Here is a 19,662-nt window from a genome sequence, read left to right as displayed (position 1 = left end):
CGTCGAACGGTGGTTCCCGTCGGTTTTCCGAGGTCATGTACGGTGTCGGGCATCTTCGGAACACCAGGAGTGCCCCGCTATGCCCCAGGAACTGCGTGCCGTCGACTGGACCGGAACCAGCCTCGCGCTCATCGACCAGACGGTCCTGCCGCACCGTACCGAGACGGTCGAGATCCGCGACGTCGAGGCCCTGGTCTCCGCCGTCCAGCGCCTGGTCGTCCGGGGCGCGCCCGCGATCGGGGCGGCGGGCGCTTACGGTGTGGCGATCGCGATCCTGGAGGGTGAGCGCGAGGGCTGGACGGCCGAGGAGGTACGTGCCGCCGTCGCCCGGGTCCGCGAGGCCCGGCCGACCGCCGTGAACCTGATGGTGTGCGTGGACCGCGTCATGACCCGCTTCGACGAGGGGCTGGAGGCGGTGCTGGAGGAGGCCGCCGCCGTCCAGCGCGAGGACGTCGAGGCGAACCGGATGATGGGCGCGCACGGCGCCGACTGGCTGCTGAAGAGGGTGGGCGTCGACCGTCCGCTGCGCGTGCTGACGCACTGCAACACGGGGGCGCTCGCGACCGCCGGATGGGGCACGGCGCTCGGCGTCATCCGTGAACTCCACGCGCGCGGCCGCCTCGACGTGGTCTACGCCGACGAGACGCGTCCCCTGCTGCAAGGATCCCGGCTGACCGCCTGGGAGCTGGCCCAGGAGGGCATCCCGCACTACGTCCAGGCGGACGCCGCCGCCGCCGGAACGATCCTGCGGGGCGAGGTCGACGCGGCCGTCGTGGGCGCGGACCGCATCGCGGCGAACGGCGACACGGCGAACAAGGTCGGCACGGTGGGCATCGCCCTGGCCTGCGCCGACGCGGGCATCCCCTTCCTCGTCGCCGCCCCCACCACCACGGTCGACGTCGCCACCGCCTCCGGCGCCGACATCCACATCGAACTCCGGGGCGAGGACGAGGTGCTGGAGTGGGGCGGCATGCGCACCGCCCCGGCCGGGTCGCGGGGCCACAACCCGGCGTTCGACGTGACCCCGGGCCGCCTGGTGACGGGTCTGGTCACCGAGCAGGGCGTGTGGGAGGTGTCGGCGGGCGAACTGCCGGGGGAGCGCCTGCGGTAGGGACGGCACGCGCCCGCCGTACGGGAAGGCGGCCCCGGTCACCTCGACCGGGGCCGCCTTCCCACGGATGGCCGGCTCAGGTGTGGTCAGCGCTGGGTGAGCTCCAACTCCAGCAGCCACTCGACCACTTCGGTGTGGTGACGGGCCTGGCGGGGGGTGGCGCCCCAGACGTACAGGCCGTGTCCGGCGACGACCACCGCGGGCATGTGCGGGTCGCGGGCGGCCTCCAGGCGGTCGCCGAGGACCGACATGTCCTGGCTGTTGGCGATGACGGGGAGGGTGACCTCGACGTCGTGGGCGGGGCGGCCGATCCCCTTGAGCATCTCCAGGTCCCGGAAGACGATGCCGCCCGGCTCCCGGCGGCCCATCGCCACGGAGGCGACCGTGTGCACATGGACCACCGCGCCGGCGCCCGTCAGCGCGGCGACGCGCGCGTGCAGCTCGGCCTCCGCGGAGGGCTTGCCGCCCCTGACGGCGGCGCCGTCGCCGTCGACCAGCACCACGTCCGCCGGGGTGAGTTCGCCCTTGTCGTGGCCGCTCGCGGTGACCGCCAGCCGCAGCGGATCGCGCGACAGGACCACCGAGAGGTTGCCCGACGTGCCGCGCATCCAGCCGAAGGAGGCGAAGCGGGCCGACTCGGCGGCCAGGACGGCCCCCGCCTCCTCCAGGTCGAGTGCGGAGATCTCGGTGGTCATGCGGTGCTCCCGGTGATGGTGACTTCGTCGAACGTCCCCGCCTGGGCGTGGTCGCCGACGCCTTGCTCGTAGTACGGCTCCCCGGGCCGGCGGATGCCGACGGCCCGCCAGCCGGCCTCCCGTGCCGCGTCCAGCTCGCCGGGCCGGTCGGAGAGGAAGAGGATGCGCTCGGGGGTCGCGGAGAGGCCGAGCGCCGTCGCGATCGTGCGGTACGAGGCGGCCTCCTGCTTCGGTCCCGCGTTCTCGGTGTCGTACAACCCCTCGACCAGCGGCAGCAGATCGCCCTCGGGGCTCGACCGGAACCACGCGCGCTGGGCGGCCACGGAGCCCGAGGAGTACACGTGGAGGCGCACGCCCGCCGCGTGCCAGGCGCGCAGGGCCGGGAGGACGTCGTCGTAGAAGTGCGAGACGAGGTCCCCGCGGGCGAAACCCTCGGACCAGATGACGCCCTGGAGGGTCTTCAGCGGGGTCGCCTTGCGGTCCTCGTCGAGCCACTCGTTCAGGGCCTTCTCGACGCGCGCGTGGTCGGCGTCGGGCTCGCCGATGAGGTCCCGCACCTGCGCGATGGCCCGCGCCACCTCCGGATCGCCGCTCCGTTCCGAGAGCAGTGCTCCGAAGCGAGAGCGGGAGTACGGGTAGAGCACGTCCACGACGAACCCCGTGGCGCTCGTGGTGCCCTCGATGTCGAGCACCACGGAGTCGACGGGGAGCGGGTCGTCGGGAGCCTGGCTCACGCCGCTGCCCTGTCCTGCCGGTACCCCGCGTCGATCGTGTCGTAGTCGGGGAAGCGGGAGGCGATGGTGGAGCCGGTGAAGGTGCCGATCCAGCCGTCCTCCTCGTGGAAGAAGCGGATCGCGGTGAACGACGGGCTGGTGCCCATGTCGAACCAGTGCGTCGTACCGCGCGGCACCCCCAGCAGGTCGCCCTTCTCGCAGTAGACCGCGTGCACTTCGCCGTTCACGTGCAGATAGAAGATGCCGGAGCCGGAGACGAAGAAGCGCACCTCGTCATCGTCGTCGTGCGTGTGCTCCTGGAGGAACTTCGCGCGCGCGGCCTTCGCCTTCGCCGGGAACTCGGGGTCGTCGCTCGGGTGCAGTCCGAGGACGTCGACGGTGGTGAAGCCCTCCTCGGCGTTGAGCCGGTCGATCTCCGGGCCGTACGCGGCGAACACGGTGTCGCTGTCGGCGTCGGACGGCACGTCCTCGCGGATCGGCCACTGCTCGTAACGCACCCCGAGCGGCGCCAGCGCGGCCGCGATCTCGACGGGGTCGGAGGTGCGGCGCACCAGGGTCTCCGGTCCGGATTCGGGCCAGGTGGTCAGCAGGGTCATGAGAGCAACTCCAGGAGTCAGGAAGGGATGTCCGGATACCGAGACGAGCACCCGGGAGGCTGGGAGGCGGGAGAGGTGAGGGGGCGAGCGACCGGTCAGCGGTGACACGGGGCGCCGGGACAACAGCGCGTACCGGGCATGCGCTGCGCCGTCGCGTCGAAAGTCGTCATCAGGGCCTCACCGTGGTGCCGGTCGGGTGCCGGTACCGCGATGGTAACGCCGGTCCGTGTACCCGCCACGTGTGACGTAGTCGTTGTCTCACGTGCTGAGAAACCGCTCTCATTTCTTTGACGCATGGCTGAAATCGTTCTCATGATCTGCGTATGAAGACGCTGCTGCTCGTACGGCGGCTGTACGTGGACCTGCTCCGGTCGACCACGGCCAGCTGTCGCTGACCACTCCCGGAGCCCCGACGCGCCCCGACGCGCCCCGACGCGCCCTGACGTCCCGGGCGTTCGCCGTGCACCGCACGGTGGCGCATTTCCGCCCCCTGCTCCGGATCGCGTAATCCCTTTCTCCCCTCGCACCGCACCGCACCTGGAGCCGTCATGTCCCGCTCGTCCCGCCGTACCCGCCTCCCCCTCGCCGCCCTCTCCCTCGCCTCCGCCTCGGCCCTGCTCCTGTCGGCCTGCTCCCAGTCCACCGACGCCTCCAAGGACACCGGCGGCACCGCCGCCAAGGCCTCGGCCGCCACCGGCAAGAAGCCGGCTCCCTTCGCCGACGGCGCGGTCAAGGTCGCCCTCGTCCGCCAGAGCGGCGCCGGCGACTACTTCGAGCAATGGGGCAACGGCGCGAAGGCGCAGGCCAAGGCCCTCGGCATCGACCTCACGGTCTACGACGCCCAGGCCGACAACGCCAAGCAGGCCACGGACCTGTCCTCGGCGATCAACTCCGGTGCCAAGGCGATCATCATCGACCACGGCTTCCCGGCGACCATCCAGCCGGAGATCGACAAGGCCGTGAAGAAGGGCATCAAGGTCGTCGTCTACGACGTCGAGACCGACACCAAGGGCGTCGTCTCCACCAAGCAGGACGACGCGAGCATGGCGCAGGCCGTCCTCGACGTGATGGCGAAGGAGGTCGGCAAGGACGCCAAGGTCGGTTACGTCAACGTCGCCGGGTACGCGGCCCTCGACAAGCGCGACACCGTCTGGAAGTCCACGGTCGACACGCAGGGCTGGAAGCAGGCGTTCAAGGTCGGCAAGGTCACCGACTCCACGGCCACCGACAACGTTCCCCTCGTCTCCGCCGCCCTCACCCAGCACCCCGACGTGGCGGGCGTGTTCGCCCCCTACGACGAGCTGGCCAAGGGCACCGTCCTCGCCGTGCAGAACAAGAAGCTCCAGGACAAGGTGAAGGTCTTCGGCGCCGATGTCTCCAACGCCGACATCCAGGCCATCACCGCCAAGGACAGCCCCTGGGTCGCCACCGCCGGCACCGACCCGTCCGCCGTGGGCGCCGCCGTGGTCCGTACGACCGCCCTGGAGCTGGCGGGCCAGCTGAACAAGACCTCGGTCGAGTTCCCGGCCGTCGCCATCACCCAGGACTTCCTGCGCGAGAAGAAGATCGAGAACATGGCCCAGCTGCGCGAGGCGCTCCCCGCGCTGAACCTCTCGCAGGTCTCGACCGCCGACTGGATCTCCAATGTCGCCCACTGACACGGGCCCCGAGCGGGCGGACGGCGGCGACGCCCTCCCCGCCGTCCGCCTGCGGGACATCAGCAAGGCCTTCGGGGGCAAGCCGGTGCTCGCCTCGGTCTCGCTGGACATCGCGCCGGGCAGCGTGGTCGCGCTGCTCGGCGCGAACGGGGCCGGCAAGTCCACGCTGATCAAGATCCTGTCCGGGGTCCACGCCGACCACGGCGGCGAGGTCCTGGTCGACGGCGTTCCGGTAGCCCTCCACAGCCCCCTGGCCGCACGGCAGCTGGGCATCCAGACCGTCCACCAGCGCATCGGCGAGGGAGTCGTACCCGGGCTCACCGTCGCCGAGAACCTCGTCTTCGAGGAGCTGGCGCAGAGCCGCGGCAACCCGTTCCTCAACGGCGGCAGGCTGCTGGCCCGCGCCCGGGAGATCCAGGCCGGCCTCGGCCTCGACTGGACCGACGCCGTCCTCAAGCAGGACGTCACCGAACTCGGCATCTCCGACCGCCAGTTGCTCATCCTGGCCCGCGCCCTCGCCACCCGCCCCCGCCTGCTCATCCTCGACGAACCGACCTCGGCGCTCTCCGCCGCCGAGGCCGAGCGCCTGTTCGCGCTCGTCGAGCGGATGCGGGACGACGGCATCGCCGTCCTCTACGTCTCCCACCGACTCGGCGAGATCGACGCACTCGCCGACCGGCTGGTCGTCCTGCGGGACGGCCGTCTCACCGAGGACCAGGCCCGCCCCTTCGACTGGGACGCCGCCCTGCGCGCGATGCTCGCCCAGGCCCACGAGACGACCACCGCCCGCCCGGTCCGGAAGGGCGAACAGCAGGACGTCGTCCTGGCCCTGAAGGGCGTACGCCTGTTTGAGGGCCGCACCCCGCTCGACCTCGACATCCGCGCCGGCGAGGTCACCGGCGTCGTCGGTCTGCTGGGCGCCGGCAAGACCGAACTGGCCCGCGGCCTCTTCGGCGCCGAGCCCTTCACCACCGGCACGGTCGCACTGGACGGCAGGCCCTACGCGCCCCGCCGCCCCGCCGACGCCATCCGCGGCGGCGTCCACCTCGTCCCCGAGGACCGGCACGCCGACGCCCTCGTCCCCGGCTGGTCGGTGGCCCGCAACATCTCCCTGCCGTTCCTGAAGTCCCTGTCCCGGCTGGGCCTGATGAACACGGCCAGGGAGAACGCCCTCGGCCGCGACACCATCGCCGCCCTCGGCGTCGTCACCCGCGACGAGCACAGCACCGTCGAGGAACTGTCCGGCGGCAACCAGCAGAAGGTCGTCGTCGGCCGCTGGCTCGCCGAGACCCCACGCGTCCTCATCCTGGACGAACCGTTCCGAGGCGTGGACATCGGCGCCCGGCGCGACATCGGCCGCCGCGCCCGCGCGCTCGCCGCCGAGGGCGCCGCCGTGCTCGTCCTGTCCGCCGACGTGGACGAGGTCCTGGAGGTCGCCGACCGGGTCGTCGTGCTCGCCGCCGGAGAGATCCACCTCGACGCGTACGGCGAGGACGCGGAGCGAGACCGCGTCATCCAGACCATCTCGGCGTCCGTGTGACCCCGGCCCGCCGCGCAGCAGCCCCAGCCCCGGGACCAGGACCGACACCCGGACCAGGACCAGGACCAGGAAGTCCGAGGAAGCACCCATGACCACCACCCAGAGCACCGAGGTCCCCGCCAAGGCGGCGCTCCCGCCCGCCACCTCCACGGCCGTACGCGTCCAGAACGCCGTCATCAAGTACGGCTTCATCTTCGTCACGGTCGCGCTCTTCGCGTACTTCGCGCTGAGCGAGGGCTCCTTCCGCGAGTCGGCGACGCTCCTCGACACCCTCCGCTACGTCTCCGTCGCCGCCATCCTGGGCCTGGGCGTCACCCTCACCATGGCCGTCGGCGGAATGGACATGTCCGTGGGCGCGGTCGCCGGCCTCGGCGTCTCGGTCGCCGCCCAGAGCATGGTCGTCCTCAACCAGGTCGGCACGGTCGCGATCCTCGCGGTCCTCGCGGCGGGCGCCCTCGCGGGCCTCCTCAACGCCCTGTTGATCGTGGTCATGAAGATCCCCGACATGCTGGCCACGCTCGGCACCATGTTCGTCATCCAGGGCACGAAGCTGATCCTGGTCGACGGCCAGTCGATCACCCCAGGCATGACCCTGGAGGACGGCACGACCGCCCCCGGCAGGTTCACCGCCGGCTTCCTGGAGATCGACCGGGGCACGGTCCTCGGCATCCCGATCTCGGTGGTCGTCTTCGGCGCGCTGACGGTCGCCGCCTGGGTCTTCCTGGCCCGCACCCGCTGGGGCCGCGTCTTCTACGCCATCGGCGCCAACCCCGAGGCATCCCGTCTGGCCGGCATCCGCGTCGGCGCGTACCGCGCGCTGGCCTACGTCCTGTCCGGCGTCCTCGCCTCCGTCGGCGGCCTGATCCTGGCCTCCCGCATCGGCCAGGGCGATGTGAGCGCCGGCACCTCCCAGCTGCTGGAGGCGGTCGCCGTGGCCCTGGTCGGCACCTCGGTCCTCGGCCGGGGCCGCCCGAACGTCTGGGGCACCGCCCTCGGCGCCGTACTCATCGGCATCATCACCACCGGCCTCACCATCAAGGGCCTGCCGTACTACACCCAGGACGTCGTCGAGGGCGCGGTCCTCATCCTCGCCCTGGTCTTCAGCTTCACCTTGTCCAAGCGCCGCACCGCATAAGGGAGTTCACCGACCATGGGCTACCGCATCCTGGAGACCGACGACATCCCCGCGTATCTGCGCGAGCGGGGCCACTGGGACGACACCGACGACATCACCGTCCGCGAGGTCTCGGACGGCAACGTCAACCGCGTCTTCCTCGCCTCGAACGCCGCCGGGACCCGGGGTCTCGCCGTCAAGCAGGCCCTGCCCTGGGTCCGGGTCGCCGGCCCGTCCTGGCCGCTGAGCCCCGACCGCTCCGACGCCGAGGCACGCGCGTACGAGCAGCTCGCCGAGGTCGCGCCCGACGAGATCCCGTCGATCCACGGCTACGACCCCGAGAACCACGCCCTGGTCATGGAGGACCTCTCCGACCTGGAGGTCCTGCGCACCCTCCTCAACGAGGGCGCCTCCTACGGCCCGCACACCTCCCCGCAGATCGGCCGCCTCGTCGCCCGGCTCTCCTTCGCCACCAGCGACTTCGGCATGGACTCCGCCGACCGCAAGGCGCTGCTCGCCGCCTCCGTCAACCCCGAGCTGTGCAAGATCACGGAGGACGTCGTCCTCTCGGAGCCGTACATCGAGCACGCACACAACCACTGGCACCCGGCCCTCGACGACCTGGCCGCCGCCTTCCGCGCGGACACCGTGCTGCGCACCGAGGTCGCCGACCTGCGCCATGTCTTCATGACGAGCGCCCAGGCCCTCCTTCACGGCGACCTCCACTCGGGCAGCGTCATGGTCGGCGAACGTGAGGGTGCCCACGTGGTGCGGGTCTTCGACCCCGAGTTCTCCTTCGTCGGCCCCATCGGGTTCGACCTCGGACTGTACTGGGCCAACGCGCTCGTCTCCGAGGAACGGGCCCGCGCCCTGGGGGCCCTCACGGACCACGGCGAGCAGCTCCGGCTGTCCTGGGAGGCGTTCGAGACCGAGTTCCGGCGGCTGTGGCCGTCCCGCGTCGACACCTTCTTCGACGACGCCTATCTGGACCGCTTCCTGCGTCGCGTCTGGACGGAGTCCCTGGGTTTCGCGGGCACGGAGATCGTCCGCCGCATCATCGGCTTCGCCCACCTCACCGACCTGACGACCCTGCCCGACCCGGTCCCGGCGTCGCGTCGGGCGCTGCTGCTGGGCCGTGAACTCGTCGTCCGCCGTACGGAGCTGACCTCACCGGACGCCGTCCGCGACCTCGTGGCCTCACCACGGGGATGACTCGGCGTCGAACCACTCCTTCCCGGCGGCCCAGTGGGCGACCCAGTCGGCGAAGCCGGGCGCGGAGGTCGTGTGGCCGAACTCCGCGCCGAACGGCAGGGCACCCACATCGGTGACGTGCCCTATGTGTCCCCGATGGGGGCCGGTGACGACGAGATGCCAGTTCATGGCGCGGCCATCGGTCCCGAGCACGACGGAGCCATGGTCGCTCACCGCGTCGATCACGGAGTCCGGGTCCTCGTAGGGCCCCTCGTCCTCCTCCCACAGCCACGCGGCCGTGAGCGCGAACGGCTCGCCCAGGGCACGGTCCGCCCCGTCGCCCCGTCGCCCCGTCGCCCCGGTCCACGGGCAGGCCGGCCGGCCCCACGAGCCCGTACTCCGGCGGGCCCTGCCACGGTCCGTCGGGCACCTCCGCCACGCACGTGCGGTACGGCTCTGGGAGCACCACCCCGTGCTCCGCCTCGAAGGCGTGCACGGCCGTCCAGCCGAGGGCCGACTGCCCGCCGTCGTCCACGGAGAACGCCTCGCGCAGGGCGGCCGGCTCGACGGGACCGGCGTGGCAGCGAGAGGCGCATCAGCCGGTCGGGCATGCCGAAGGGGCGGCCCCACAGGTGTGGAGCCGCCCCTTCCGCTCGGTGCCCGCCCCGGTCAGGGGAGGAGGCCGGCGCCGAAACCCGGTTACTTCTTGTCGAGCAGGGCCTGGACCTTCGCGCGGACCTCGTCCGTGGCCAGCCCTCGTATCGTCAGGGTCGTCCGGCGGCGCAGCACGTCGTCGGCGGTCTCGGCCCACTCGGTGTCGCGGGCGTAGACGACCTGCGCCCAGATCTCGGGGGCGTCCGGGTGGACGCGCTCGCCCAGCTCGGGGCTCTCGTTGGCGAGGCGGGCGATGTCGAAGGCGAGTGAGCCGTAGTGCGTGGCCAGATGGCGGGCCGTGTCGGCGCCCATGCGGGGGCCGGGGGCCGGGCGGTCGACGAGGAGGCGGTGGGCCACCGCGCGCGGGTTGGCGACGCCCGGCAGCGGCAGCTTCTTGGGCAGGGAGGCGACCGGCTCGAAGTCCTCGCCCAGCGGGTGGCCGGGGAGCGCCTCCAGCTTCTTCATGATCGTGCGGCCGATGTGCCGGAAGGTCGTCCACTTGCCGCCCGCGACGGACAGCATGCCGCCCCGGCCCTCGGTGACGACCGTCTCGCGCTTGGCCTTCGCGGTGTCACCGGGACCGCCCGGCAGCACCCGCAGACCGGCGAACGAGTAGGTGATCAGGTCACGGTCGAGCTGCTGGTCGCGGATGGAGAACGCGGCCTCGTCGAGTATCTGGGCCGTGTCCTTCTCGGTGACCGCGACATCCGCCGGGTCGCCCTCGTACACCTCGTCGGTGGTGCCGAGCAGCAGCATGTCCTCCCAGGGGAGGGCGAAGGTGATGCGGTACTTGTCGATGGGGGTGGCGAGCGCGGCCTTCCACGGAGCCGTCCGCTTCAGGACCAGGTGCGCGCCCTTGGAGAGGCGGATCGAGGGGGCCGCGTCCGGGTTCTCCATCTTGCGCAGGTGGTCGACCCACGGCCCGGTCGCGTTCAGCACGAGCCGGGCGTCGACGCCGAACTCGTCGCCGGACAGCCGGTCGCGCAGCTCGGCACCGGTCACCCGGCCCTTGGTGAACCGCAGCCCGGTGACCTCGGCGTGGTTCAGGACGACGGCACCCGACTCGACGGCCGCGCGGACCGTCATCAGGGCCATCCGGGAGTCGTTCATCTGGTCGTCGCCGTACACGGCAACGGCCTTGAGGTTGTCGGTGCGCAGCTCGGGCACGTCCTGCGCCGCCTTGGCGGGGGAGAGGAGGTGGCCCACGCCGTCACCGAACGCCGACAGCGCGGAGTAGGCGAAGACGCCCGCCCCGAGCTTCGCCGCGCCGTGCGGCCCGCCCTTGTACACGGGGAGGTAGAACGTGAGCGGGTTCGCCAGGTGGGGGGCCACCTGGCGGGACACCGCACGGCGCTCGAAGTGGTTCTCCGCCACCAGCTTCACCGCGCCGGTCTGCAGATAGCGCAGGCCGCCGTGGAGCAGCTTGGAGGAGGCGGAGGAGGTGGCGCCGGCGAAGTCGCCGGCGTCGACCAGAGCCACCCTGAGCCCGGACTGCGCGGCGTGCCAGGCGGTGGAGATGCCCAGGATGCCGCCGCCGATCACGAGGAGGTCGTACGACGCCTTGGAGAGCTGCTCCCGGGTCTCGGCACGGCTCGGGTTCGAGCCGGACGCCGGGCGCGTCCCCAGGGCAGGCAGGGTCTGCAGGGTGGTCTGACTGGTCATGTCGGGTTATTACTCCTCATCAGAGCCGGTGTCGGAGCCGTCGCGGGCTCCGGCTCAGCTCTCGTCCTCGAGCCAGCCCATGGTCCGCTCGACGGCCTTGAGCCAGCTCTTGTACTCACGGTCGCGGGTCTCCGCGTCCATGCGGGGGGTCCACTCGGCGGCCCGCCGCCAGTTGGCGCGCAGGTCGTCGGTGCTGTTCCAGAAGCCGACGGCGAGACCGGCGGCGTAGGCGGCGCCGAGGCAGGTGGTCTCGGCGACCATCGGGCGCACCACGGGCGCGTCGAGGAAGTCCGAGAGGGTCTGCATCAGCAGGTTGTTGGAGGTCATGCCGCCGTCGACCTTGAGCGCCGCGAGCTCGACGCCCGAGTCCTTGGTCATGGCGTCCGTGATCTCGCGGGTCTGCCAGGCGGTGGCCTCCAGGACGGCGCGCGCGAGGTGCGCCTTGGTGACGTACCGGGTGAGGCCGGCGATCACACCGCGGGCGTCGGAGCGCCAGTACGGGGCGAACAGACCGGAGAAGGCCGGTACGAAGTACGCGCCGCCGTTGTCCTCGACCGAGAGCGCGAGGGTCTCGATCTCGGCGGCGGTGGAGATGAGGCCCATCTGGTCGCGCATCCACTGCACCAGCGAACCGGTGACGGCGATCGAGCCCTCCAGCGCGTAGACCGGCTTCTGGTCGCCGATCCGGTAGCCGACCGTGGTCAGCAGGCCGCTGTAGGAGTTGATGATCTTCTCACCGGTGTTCAGCAGCATGAACGTGCCGGTGCCGTACGTGGACTTGGCCTCGCCCTCCTCGAAGCAGGTCTGGCCGAACAGGGCCGCCTGCTGGTCGCCGAGCGCGGAGGCGACCGGGATGCCGCCCAGCAGGTCGCCGAGCCGGCCGCCGGTGACCTCGCCGTACACCTCGGCGGAGGAACGGATCTCGGGGAGCATCGACAGCGGGACGCCGATGGACTCGGCGATCTTGTCGTCCCACTCCAGGGTGTGCAGGTTCATCAGCATGGTGCGGGAGGCGTTGGTGACGTCGGTGTAGTGCTTGCCGCCGTCGACACCGCCCGTCAGGTTCCAGATGACCCAGCTGTCCATGGTGCCGAAGAGGATGTCGCCGGCCTCGGCGCGCTCGCGCAGGCCCTCGACGTTGTCGAGCAGCCAGCGGGCCTTGGGGCCGGCGAAGTACGAGGCCAGCGGGAGGCCCGTCTCGCGGCGGAAGCGGTCCTGGCCGACGTTGCGGCCGAGCTCGCGGCACAGGGCGTCGGTCCGGGTGTCCTGCCAGACGATGGCGTTGTGGACGGGCTCACCGGTGTTCTTGTCCCAGAGCAGCGTGGTCTCGCGCTGGTTGGTGATGCCGATGGCCTTGATGTCGTCGCGGGTGATGCCGGCCTTCTCGATGGCCCCGGCGACGACCTCCTGGACGTTCGTCCAGATCTCGGTGGCGTCGTGCTCGACCCAGCCCGGCTTCGGGAAGATCTGCTCGTGCTCCTTCTGGTCGACGGAGACGATGCGTCCGTCGCGGTCGAAGACGATACAGCGGCTGGACGTGGTGCCCTGGTCGATGGCGGCGATGAAGGGCCCGGCGGTGTGTGCGTCGGTCACGGTGTGCTCCTGAAAGTTCACTGGGTATGGGGCTGTACGTACGGCGCGTACCGAGTGTTCCGCGGAATCCCGGGTTTCCCGGGACCCGCGGCTCGGCGCTCTCAGGCGAAAGCGACGTTGTAGATGCCTGCAGCGATGGCGGCGCCGATCAGGGGGCCGACCACCGGGACCCAGGAGTAGCTCCAGTCGGAGCCACCCTTGTTGGGCAGGGGCAGAAGGGCGTGCACGATGCGCGGACCGAGGTCACGGGCCGGGTTGATCGCGTAACCGGTCGGGCCACCGAGGGACAGACCGATGGAGACCACGACGAGCGCGGTGATCAGGGCGCCGAGCGTGCCGAGACCCTTGCCGTCGCCGTTCAGGCCCTGGGTCAGGACCGCCAGGACGAGCACGATGGTGCCGATGACCTCGGTGGCGACGTTCTGCCACGCGACGCGGACCTCGGGGCCGGTGGAGAAGATGCCGAGCACGGGGCCGGCGCCCTTCTCCCGGGCCTCGACCGACTTGGTCTTCGCGGCCTCCGCCGGCTCGCCGACGATCTCGCGGTCGGTGAGGTGGGCGTGGAACTGGCCGTAGTAGGCGACCCAGACCAGCGCCGCGCCGATCATCGCGCCGAGCAGCTGACCGCCCCAGTAGATCGGGACGTCGCCCCAGGGGATGCCGTCCTTCTTCAGCGCGAGCGCGAGGGTGACGGCCGGGTTGAGGTGGGCGCCGGACAGCGGCGCGGAGGTGTAGACGGCCGTCAGAACGGCGAAGCCCCACCCGAAGGTGATGGCGAGCCAACCGGCGTTACGGGCCTTGGAGGCCTTCAGGGTGACGGCCGCGCAGACGCCGCCGCCGAGCAGGATGAGTAGGGCGGTACCGATGGTCTCGCCGATGAAGATGTCGGAGCTGGACACCCGCGACTCCTTTGTCCTTCGTCCAGGGGAAAGAGTTCGGCCCATGGCGTTGTCACACTCTAGCGCGTATTGCCGGTAGGTGTTCGACAATGTCGACCGATGGACGGGAGTCTTGCTTCGGTGTTACGGGCGCGTCAAGAGCTGTGTTGTCGAAAACACGATCGTTATTGATCGAACCGGCCCATCGATCTTGAAACTGCTGCTAGGGGCCCGTGCGAGCAGGTGGGCGGGGCGGGCGACGGCACGCGCGTACGGCGGAGCGTGGCGGCGCGCGCGGCGGAGGTCTCGCACGCGTGTGCGGCGACGGGTGGGCGCGCCCCCGCGGCGGGGAGCGGGCACGCGCGCGTACGGCGAAGGCCGGGACGCCCGGTGGGGGCGGCCCGGCCTTCGCCGTGTCAGGCGGCGGCCGTCAGAACCGTGCCGCGCCCAGGTCGCGCGAGACCGCGCGGGCGCAGTCCCGCACGGCCGCGACCAGCTCGGGGCGCAGCTCGCCCGCACGGCACAGCCGCTCCACGGCGCCGGTGATGCCCACCGCGCCGACGGGCATGCGCCGCCGGTCGTGGATGGGGGCGGCGACGGACGCCACGCCCTCCCAGGTCTCCTCCACGTCGGCCGCGTACCCGCGCGCGCGGGTGAGGTCCAGGACGTTCTCGAAGTCGTCCAGAGCGTGCACGGTCCGGTCGGTGAACGCCTTGCGCTCGGCCTCCAGGACCTCGCTGTGCGCGACCGGGTCGTACGCGGCGAGGACCTTGCCGAGAGCGGTGGAGTGCAGGGGCTGCATGGCCCCTATCTCCAGGACCTGCCGGCTGTCGTCGGGCCGGAAGACGTGGTGCACGATCAGCACGCCCTGCAGGTGCAGCACCCCGAGGTGGACGCTCTCGCCGCTGGAGCGGGCCAGGTCGTCCGTCCAGACCAGCGCGCGGGCCCGCAGCTCGTGGACGTCCAGATAGGTGGTCCCGAGCCGCAGCAGCTCCGCGCCCAGCTGATAGCGCCCGGAGGCGTCGTCCTGTTCGACGAACCCCTCCTGCTGGAGCGTGCGCAGTATGCCGTGGGCGGTGCCCTTGGCGAGGCCCAGCGACGAGGCGATGTCCGACAGGCCGAGCCGCCGCTCGCCGCCCGCGAGCAACCGCAGCATCGCGGCCGCCCGTTCGAGCGACTGGATGTTCCGTGCCATCGCCGTCCTGCCTCCGTCCCCTTCGACCGCCGTACGCGACTGAACTTCCATCGTTCGGCAATGTCGAACACTACCGGTCGTTGCCGACCTCTCGCTAATAGCCGTCACCAGCTTTTCGGACACACCCCGTCGCGCGGTGCCGCCCCTGTGCCCGTGCGGTGTTCGTCCGGTGCGGGTGCGACGGCCGTGTGATCGTGAGGTGTGCGTGTGGTGTCGGAGCGGTGTCCGGCGTTCGTTTCGTCGTCGGAGTAAACCGCACTCGGCCGCGTACGCCACGCCCGTCCGCCCCGTGGACCGCCCTGACCATCCGCGGCGCCGCGGGCTACCCTTGCGGCGTGCGGCTTCCATGGGAGGCCGCAAAGCCGACAGCCGTCGCACTCCAGGGAGCAGCTCCATGGCCTCGTTGCCGAACCCGTCCCCCTCGTCCGCCGCCGCCGGCCGGGCCCGATCCGAGGCCCTGCGTGAGGCCCTCGCCACCCGTGTGGTGGTCGCCGACGGCGCGATGGGCACGATGCTTCAGGCACAGGACCCCACACTGGAGGACTTCGAGCAGCTGGAGGGCTGCAACGAGGTCCTCAACGTCACCCGCCCCGACATCGTCCGCTCGGTGCACTCCGCGTACTTCGACGCGGGCGTGGACTGCGTGGAGACCAACACCTTCGGCGCGAACCTCACCGCCCTGGGCGAGTACGACATCCCCGAACGCACCGCCGAGCTGTCCGAGGCCGGCGCCCGCATCGCCCGCGAGACGGCGGACGAGTTCGCCGCGCGCGACGGCCGCCCGCGCTGGGTGCTGGGCTCGATCGGTCCCGGCACCAAGCTGCCCACCCTCGGCCACACCACCTTCACCGCCATCCGGGACGCCTACCAGCAGAACGCCGAGGGCCTGCTCGCGGGCGGCGCCGACGCCCTGCTGGTGGAGACCACCCAGGACCTGCTGCAGACGAAGGCCTCCGTCATCGCCGCCCGCCGCGCGATGCAGACGGCCGGATACGACGTCCCCCTGATCGTCTCGGTGACGGTCGAGACGACGGGCACCATGCTGCTCGGCTCCGAGATCGGTGCCGCGCTGACGGCGCTGGAGCCCCTGGGCATCGACATGATCGGCCTGAACTGCGCGACCGGCCCGGCCGAGATGAGCGAACATCTGCGCTATCTGGCCCGCCACTCCCGCATCCAGCTGTCCTGCATGCCCAACGCCGGCCTGCCGGTGCTGACCAAGGACGGCGCCCACTACCCGCTGACGGCCCCCGAACTCGCCGACGCGCAGGAGAACTTCGTCCGCGAGTACGGCCTCTCCCTCGTCGGCGGCTGCTGCGGCACCACCCCGGAGCACCTGCGGCAGGTCGTCGAGCGCGTCCGGGAACTCACGCCCACCGCGCGCGCCCCGCGCCCCGAGCCCGGCGCCGCCTCCCTCTACCAGACGGTGCCGTTCCGCCAGGACACCTCGTACATGGCCATCGGCGAGCGGACGAACGCCAACGGTTCGAAGAAGTTCCGTGAGGCGATGCTGGAGGCGCGCTGGGACGACTGCGTGGAGATGGCCCGCGACCAGATCCGCGAGGGCGCCCACATGCTCGACCTCTGCGTCGACTACGTGGGCCGCGACGGCGTCGCCGACATGGCCGAACTCGCCGGCCGCTTCGCCACCGCCTCCACCCTGCCGATCGTGCTGGACTCCACCGAGGTGGACGTGATCCGGGCGGGGCTGGAGAAGCTCGGCGGCCGCGCGGTCATCAACTCCGTCAACTACGAGGACGGCGACGGCCCCGAGTCCCGCTTCGCCAAGGTCACCGCGCTGGCCCAGGAGCACGGCGCCGCGCTGATCGCGCTGACCATCGACGAGGAGGGGCAGGCCCGCACCCCGGAGAAGAAGGTCGAGATCGCCGAACGGCTCATCGACGACCTCACCGGCAACTGGGGCATCCACGAGTCGGACATCCTCATCGACACCCTGACCTTCACCATCTGTACCGGCCAGGAGGAGTCCCGGGGGGACGGCATCGCCACCATCGAGGCGATCCGGGAACTCAAGCGCCGCCACCCCGACGTCCAGACGACGCTGGGCCTGTCGAACATCTCCTTCGGCCTCAACCCGGCCGCCCGCATCCTCCTCAACTCCGTCTTCCTCGACGAGTGCGCGAAGGCCGGCCTCGACTCCGCCATCGTGCACGCCTCGAAGATCCTCCCCATCGCCCGCTTCAGCGAGGAGGAGGTGCAGACGGCCCTCGACCTCATCCACGACCGCCGCGCCGAGGGCTACGACCCCCTGCAGAAGCTGATGGCCCTGTTCGAGGGCGCCACCGCCAAGTCCCTGAAGGCCGGCAAGGCCGAGGAACTGGCCGCCCTCCCGCTGGAGGAGCGCCTCAAGCGCCGCATCATCGACGGCGAGAAGAACGGCCTGGAAGCCGACCTCGACGAGGCCCTGCAGACCCGCCCCGCCCTGGACATCGTCAACGACACCCTGCTGGACGGCATGAAGGTCGTCGGCGAACTGTTCGGCTCCGGCCAGATGCAGCTGCCGTTCGTGCTCCAGTCGGCCGAGGTCATGAAGACGGCCGTCGCCCACCTCGAACCGCACATGGAGAAGTCGGACGCCGAGGGCAAGGGCACCATCGTGCTGGCAACCGTCCGCGGCGACGTCCACGACATCGGCAAGAACCTCGTCGACATCATCCTGTCCAACAACGGCTACAACGTCGTCAACCTCGGCATCAAGCAGCCGGTCTCCGCGATCCTCGACGCGGCCAGGGAGCACCGGGCCGACGTCATCGGCATGTCCGGCCTCCTGGTCAAGTCCACGGTGATCATGAAGGAAAACCTTCAGGAGCTGAACCAGCGGGGCATGGCCGCCGACTTCCCTGTGATCCTCGGCGGCGCCGCCCTGACCAGGGCGTATGTCGAGCAGGACCTGTACGAGATCTACGAGGGCGAGGTCCGCTACGCCCGCGACGCCTTCGAGGGCCTGCGCCTGATGGACGCGCTCATCGGCGTCAAGCGCGGCGTCCCCGGGGCGGCCCTGCCCGAGCTGAGGCAGCGCCGGGTACGGGCGACGGCCACCGCCACGGCGGTCGAGGAACGCCCCGAGGAGGGCCACGTCCGCTCCGACGTCGCCACCGACAACCCCGTCCCCACGCCCCCGTTCCGGGGCACCCGCGTCATCAAGGGCATCCAGCTCAAGGAGTACGCGACCTGGCTGGACGAGGGCGCCCTCTTCAAGGGCCAGTGGGGCCTCAAGCAGGCCCGCACCGGCGACGGGCCCACGTACGAGGAGCTGGTCGAGACCGAGGGGCGGCCCCGGCTGCGCGGCCTGCTGGACAAGCTGCAGACCGACAACCTCCTCGAAGCGGCCGTCGTCTACGGCTACTTCCCGTGCGTCTCCAAGGACGACGACCTGATCATCCTGGACGACGACGGCAACGAGCGGACCCGGTTCTCCTTCCCGCGCCAGCGTCGGGGCCGCCGGCTGTGCCTGGCCGACTTCTTCCGCCCGGAGGAGTCCGGCGAGACCGACGTGGTCGGCCTCCAGGTCGTCACCGTCGGCTCCCGCATCGGCGAGGAGACCGCCAAGCTCTTCGAGGCCAACTCCTACCGCGACTACCTCGAACTCCACGGCCTGTCCGTGCAGCTCGCCGAGGCCCTCGCCGAGTACTGGCACGCCCGAGTGCGCTCTGAACTGGGCTTCGCAGGCGAGGACCCGGCCGCGATCGAAGACATGTTCGACCTCAAGTACCGGGGCGCCCGCTTCTCCCTCGGCTACGGCGCCTGCCCCGACCTGGAGGACCGCGCCAAGATCGCGGAACTGCTGGAGCCCGAGCGGATCGGCGTCCAGCTCTCGGAGGAGTTCCAGCTCCACCCCGAGCAGTCCACCGACGCGATCGTGATCCATCACCCCGAGGCGAAGTACTTCAACGCCCGGTAGCTCCACCGGGACGAGTCGGGGGCGGCTTCGCGGGGCCCGGGGGCGGCCGCGGCGCCGTCGTCGCTGGTCGCGGCCCCTGCCGGGCGGGGGCCGGCTCGCCCGCGAGGCGTTTGTGGGCGCGACGTCGTAGACTGGTCGGTCCACCGCAGGCCGGTTCCCCATCCGGGAACCGGCCTGCTCGTCCCCCAAGGAGGTGCGCCGGATGACCACGACGATTCCCGCGCCAGGAACCCGTACGGCCGAAGGCTCCGCGCTGCAGGCCGTGCTCCTCGACATGGACGGCACCCTGGTGGACACCGAGGGGTTCTGGTGGGACGTGGAGGTGGAGGTCTTCGCCGGCCTCGGCCACGCTCTCGACGACTCCTGGCGCCATGTCGTGGTCGGCGGCCCCATGAGCCGCAGCGCGGGCTTCCTCATCGAGGCCACCGGCGCCGACATCACCCTCCCCGAGCTGAGCGTGCTGCTCAACGACGGCTTCGAGGCCCGCATCGGGCGCGCGCTGCCCCTGATGCCCGGCGCCTCCAGGCTCCTCGCCGAGCTCGCCGCCCACGGCGTCCCCACGGCCCTGGTCTCCGCCTCGCACCGGCGCATCATCGACCGCGTCCTGGCCTCCCTCGGCCCCCAGCACTTCGCCCTGACCGTCGCGGGCGACGAGGTCGAGCGGACCAAGCCGTTCCCCGACCCCTACCTCCTCGCGGCCTCCGGCCTCGGCGCGGAGCCCATCCGGTGCGCGGTCATCGAGGACACCGCGACCGGTGTCGCCGCCGCCGAGGCCGCCGGCTGCCATGTGGTCGCCGTCCCGTCCGTCGCCCCCATCGCCCCCGCCGTCCGCCGCACCGTCGTGACCTCGCTGGAAGAGGTCGACCTGCCATTTCTGCGCGGTCTGATGGTGACGACAGGCAATTGAAAGCGCAAGGAATTCCAAGATCGTGAACAGAGCCGGGTGCCGGGGAATTCGGTCCGGTCGTAATGACTGAATTCCCGGGCCCGGGAACCCCTTTTCGGCTGTGACCTTTGCCACTCCCGCATGGGTCCGGGGCGGCCTCCGGACGGGTTCAAATCCCGCATTCGGGGGAGTTCGACACGTCCTTGTGTCCCGATTGGCGAAGGCTGCACCCA

The 19,662-nt window shown here is 71.3% G+C and carries 14 protein-coding genes and 1 pseudogene; 7 read left to right on the top strand and 8 right to left on the bottom strand.

The features are described 5' to 3' along the window. Positions 1-79 precede the first annotated feature (79 nt). The gene (gene mtnA, locus H4687_RS09895; RefSeq protein ID WP_046917189.1) at positions 80-1,111 is read left to right on the top strand and encodes an S-methyl-5-thioribose-1-phosphate isomerase; all 1,032 of its coding nucleotides are present in this window, start codon (positions 80-82) and stop codon (positions 1,109-1,111) included. An 86-nt stretch (positions 1,112-1,197) separates the two neighbouring features. Here the strand turns inward: mtnA and mtnB are convergent, their stop codons facing one another. The 3 genes from mtnB to H4687_RS09880 are packed head-to-tail and all read right to left on the bottom strand — an operon-like array spanning position 1,198 to position 3,136. Next, the gene (gene mtnB, locus H4687_RS09890) at positions 1,198-1,806 is read right to left on the bottom strand and encodes a methylthioribulose 1-phosphate dehydratase (RefSeq protein WP_046917190.1); all 609 of its coding nucleotides are present in this window, start codon (positions 1,804-1,806) and stop codon (positions 1,198-1,200) included. Then, the gene (mtnC, locus tag H4687_RS09885) at positions 1,803-2,540 is read right to left on the bottom strand and encodes an acireductone synthase (protein ID WP_046917191.1); all 738 of its coding nucleotides are present in this window, start codon (positions 2,538-2,540) and stop codon (positions 1,803-1,805) included. Before mtnC ends, mtnB begins: the two co-directional genes overlap by 4 nt. Beyond that, positions 2,537-3,136 (bottom strand): 1,2-dihydroxy-3-keto-5-methylthiopentene dioxygenase, encoded by a 600-nt coding sequence (locus H4687_RS09880; RefSeq protein ID WP_046917192.1) that lies wholly within the window; start codon positions 3,134-3,136, stop codon positions 2,537-2,539. The genes mtnC and H4687_RS09880 overlap by 4 nt, the downstream gene beginning before the upstream one ends. 548 nt (positions 3,137-3,684) lie before the next feature. Here H4687_RS09880 and H4687_RS09875 point away from each other — a divergent pair. The 4 genes from H4687_RS09875 (at position 3,685) to mtnK (ending at position 8,660) form a co-directional block, all read left to right on the top strand. Next, positions 3,685-4,794, top strand: a complete 1,110-nt coding sequence (locus H4687_RS09875) for a substrate-binding domain-containing protein (RefSeq protein ID WP_046917193.1) — start codon at positions 3,685-3,687, stop codon at positions 4,792-4,794. Next, positions 4,781-6,334, top strand: a complete 1,554-nt coding sequence (locus tag H4687_RS09870) for a sugar ABC transporter ATP-binding protein (protein WP_046917194.1) — start codon at positions 4,781-4,783, stop codon at positions 6,332-6,334. The genes H4687_RS09875 and H4687_RS09870 overlap by 14 nt, the downstream gene beginning before the upstream one ends. Positions 6,335-6,422: 88 nt before the next feature. Next, on the top strand, positions 6,423-7,469 hold the full coding sequence (locus tag H4687_RS09865; protein ID WP_046917195.1) for an ABC transporter permease: 1,047 nt from the start codon (positions 6,423-6,425) through the stop codon (positions 7,467-7,469). A gap of 15 nt (positions 7,470-7,484) precedes the next feature. Then, positions 7,485-8,660: an S-methyl-5-thioribose kinase gene (mtnK, locus tag H4687_RS09860; protein ID WP_046917196.1), complete on the top strand. Its 1,176-nt coding sequence runs from the start codon at positions 7,485-7,487 to the stop codon at positions 8,658-8,660. Here the strand turns inward: mtnK and H4687_RS09855 are convergent. The 5 genes and pseudogenes from H4687_RS09855 to H4687_RS09835 all read right to left on the bottom strand — a co-directional run bounded on the left by H4687_RS09855 (position 8,646) and on the right by H4687_RS09835 (position 14,621). Next, a pseudogene (locus H4687_RS09855) lies at positions 8,646-9,192 on the bottom strand (SMI1/KNR4 family protein). The gene mtnK and the pseudogene H4687_RS09855 overlap by 15 nt on opposite strands. A gap of 146 nt (positions 9,193-9,338) precedes the next feature. Continuing rightward, the gene (locus tag H4687_RS09850) at positions 9,339-10,955 is read right to left on the bottom strand and encodes a glycerol-3-phosphate dehydrogenase/oxidase (RefSeq protein WP_046917197.1); all 1,617 of its coding nucleotides are present in this window, start codon (positions 10,953-10,955) and stop codon (positions 9,339-9,341) included. Positions 10,956-11,009: 54 nt separating this feature from the next. Further along, the gene (gene glpK / locus H4687_RS09845; RefSeq protein WP_046917198.1) at positions 11,010-12,548 is read right to left on the bottom strand and encodes a glycerol kinase GlpK; all 1,539 of its coding nucleotides are present in this window, start codon (positions 12,546-12,548) and stop codon (positions 11,010-11,012) included. Positions 12,549-12,649: 101 nt separating this feature from the next. Further along, a complete protein-coding gene (locus H4687_RS09840; RefSeq protein WP_046917199.1) occupies positions 12,650-13,447 on the bottom strand; it encodes an MIP/aquaporin family protein in 798 nt (265 codons plus the stop codon). A gap of 409 nt (positions 13,448-13,856) precedes the next feature. Further along, complete coding sequence (locus H4687_RS09835) at positions 13,857-14,621, bottom strand: IclR family transcriptional regulator (RefSeq protein WP_046917200.1); 765 nt, start codon at positions 14,619-14,621, stop codon at positions 13,857-13,859. A 394-nt stretch (positions 14,622-15,015) separates the two neighbouring features. Here H4687_RS09835 and metH point away from each other — a divergent pair, with 394 nt between their 5' ends. Further along, entirely contained in the window at positions 15,016-18,543 is a 3,528-nt protein-coding gene (metH, locus tag H4687_RS09830; protein WP_046917201.1) for a methionine synthase, read from the top strand. A gap of 202 nt (positions 18,544-18,745) precedes the next feature. Further along, positions 18,746-19,450 carry an HAD family hydrolase gene (locus tag H4687_RS09825; protein ID WP_046917202.1) on the top strand — a complete coding sequence of 235 codons (705 nt, stop codon included), beginning with the start codon at positions 18,746-18,748 and terminating at the stop codon, positions 19,448-19,450. Positions 19,451-19,662 lie beyond the last annotated feature (212 nt).

The sequence above is a fragment of the Streptomyces stelliscabiei genome (genome assembly GCF_014873495.1).
GTDB classification, from domain to species: domain Bacteria; phylum Actinomycetota; class Actinomycetes; order Streptomycetales; family Streptomycetaceae; genus Streptomyces; species Streptomyces bottropensis.
Note: the sequence above shows the minus strand (reverse complement) of the source record. Positions and strands in the feature narration are given on the sequence as shown.

Bases quoted from the DNA above. Each gene is read 5' to 3' on its own strand.
- H4687_RS09865 (WP_046917195.1), top strand. From the start codon at position 6,423: ATGACCACCACCCAGAGCACCGAGGTCCCCGCCAAGGCGGCGCTCCCG.
- mtnK (WP_046917196.1), top strand. From the start codon at position 7,485: ATGGGCTACCGCATCCTGGAGACCGACGACATCCCCGCGTATCTGCGC.
- H4687_RS09835 (WP_046917200.1), bottom strand. From the start codon at position 14,621: ATGGCACGGAACATCCAGTCGCTCGAACGGGCGGCCGCGATGCTGCGG.
- H4687_RS09825 (WP_046917202.1), top strand. From the start codon at position 18,746: ATGACCACGACGATTCCCGCGCCAGGAACCCGTACGGCCGAAGGCTCC.
- H4687_RS09850 (WP_046917197.1), bottom strand. From the start codon at position 10,955: ATGACCAGTCAGACCACCCTGCAGACCCTGCCTGCCCTGGGGACGCGC.
- metH (WP_046917201.1), top strand. From the start codon at position 15,016: ATGGCCTCGTTGCCGAACCCGTCCCCCTCGTCCGCCGCCGCCGGCCGG.
- mtnB (WP_046917190.1), bottom strand. From the start codon at position 1,806: ATGACCACCGAGATCTCCGCACTCGACCTGGAGGAGGCGGGGGCCGTC.
- H4687_RS09870 (WP_046917194.1), top strand. From the start codon at position 4,781: ATGTCGCCCACTGACACGGGCCCCGAGCGGGCGGACGGCGGCGACGCC.
- H4687_RS09875 (WP_046917193.1), top strand. From the start codon at position 3,685: ATGTCCCGCTCGTCCCGCCGTACCCGCCTCCCCCTCGCCGCCCTCTCC.
- H4687_RS09880 (WP_046917192.1), bottom strand. From the start codon at position 3,136: ATGACCCTGCTGACCACCTGGCCCGAATCCGGACCGGAGACCCTGGTG.
- mtnA (WP_046917189.1), top strand. From the start codon at position 80: ATGCCCCAGGAACTGCGTGCCGTCGACTGGACCGGAACCAGCCTCGCG.